General features: G+C 41.4%; 1 protein-coding gene. It reads right to left on the bottom strand.

Translation table 11 applies throughout. The annotated features are described in order from the left end of the window. Window positions 1-5: 5 nt before the first annotated feature. The gene (locus BMZ71_RS14560) at window positions 6-1,181 is read right to left on the bottom strand and encodes an IS110 family RNA-guided transposase (RefSeq protein ID WP_086990938.1); all 1,176 of its coding nucleotides are present in this window, start codon (window positions 1,179-1,181) and stop codon (window positions 6-8) included. Between the last annotated feature and the right edge of the window lie 23 nt (window positions 1,182-1,204).

Genomic DNA, 1,204 nt, shown 5'->3' with positions numbered 1-1,204 from the left:
TTTTTTTAGTTTGCTCTAGCCTGTTGCCGCAGTCCTAGAGCTTTTTTTGCGTCGTAATGTTCGCCTGTGCTTAAGATTTTATAGATTATTCTAATCAGTTTATGTGCACAGGCGATGATTGCCTTCATCTTCGAACTTCTACCAGAAATACGAGCGTATAGATTATGGAACGCTTCATCTTTTGATCTCCCCGCAGTGCCTCCGGCCTGAAAGAGGCTGGATTTTAAATATTTATTGCCTTGTGTTGTATGGGAAGATTTTTTTATTCCAGCACTCTCATAAGATCCTGGGCATACTCCAGCCCATGATGCTAAGTTTCCTTGTGATTGGAAGGCCTCTACATTTGGACCAATTTCACTCAAAATCACGCAGGCAACAATAGCACTGACTCCGGGAAGTTCAATAAGGAGACTATACTCTCGCTCAAATCTCTCTAAAACATATTGCTTGATAACAGCCGTGATTTCCTCTACTTGATTCACCAAATGACGGTAATGTTCCAAGGATTGTCCTAGTAGGAATCGATCCTCAATGGACAGTTTACCGTCCATCGCTTCAACTAGCTGATCCACAGTAGCTTTGACTCTCCCCTGAATTTTGGGAAGAACCGTTTCTTCTGTAATGACTTCCCCGTTAATGAACATCTCCAATAAGGCCATTCCAGTAAGGCCATAGATATCCGAAAGATAGCTCGTTAGTTTAATGTTGGCCCGTTGTAAAATATTATGAATTTCATTTTTACATTGGGTGATCCGTTCAGTATAGGATTTACGTCGTCTTGTCAGAAGCCGCAATTGTTGAACTTCCTCGCAAGGAATGTAGGATGGCTGAATCAGACCACATCTACCAAGTTGGGCAATCCATTCCGAATCGTTCATATCCGTTTTCCTACCAGGAAGATTTTTAATGTGTTGCGGATTCGCCAGAATCAACGTCAGATTGCTGTCATAGAAAATATTAAATATTGGAATCCAATATTGACCCGTGCTTTCGAAAAAAACATGCGTTACGTTCTGAGACTGAATCCAAATCAATGCTTCTCGGAGTTTCTTTGTTGTTGTACCAAAGGTACGGTGCTGTTTCTTTGGTTTGTTCGTGTCTAACGGGCCGTCAAGGATGCAACAGACAATGGACTTTTGATGCACATCGATTCCACAACAGGTTTCAACCATAACTTCCATGGAAATCCCTCCTATAAAAAAAT

Origin of the sequence: Trichococcus flocculiformis, from assembly GCF_900113645.1 — a bacterium.
Lineage (GTDB): Bacteria > Bacillota > Bacilli > Lactobacillales > Aerococcaceae > Trichococcus > Trichococcus flocculiformis.
The sequence above is the reverse complement of the archived record's forward strand: the minus strand, read 5'-3'. Positions and strand labels throughout refer to the sequence as shown.

Excerpts from the sequence above, each read along its gene's own strand:
- BMZ71_RS14560 (WP_086990938.1), bottom strand. The coding sequence starts at position 1,181 with ATGGAAGTTATGGTTGAAACCTGTTGTGGAATCGATGTGCATCAAAAG.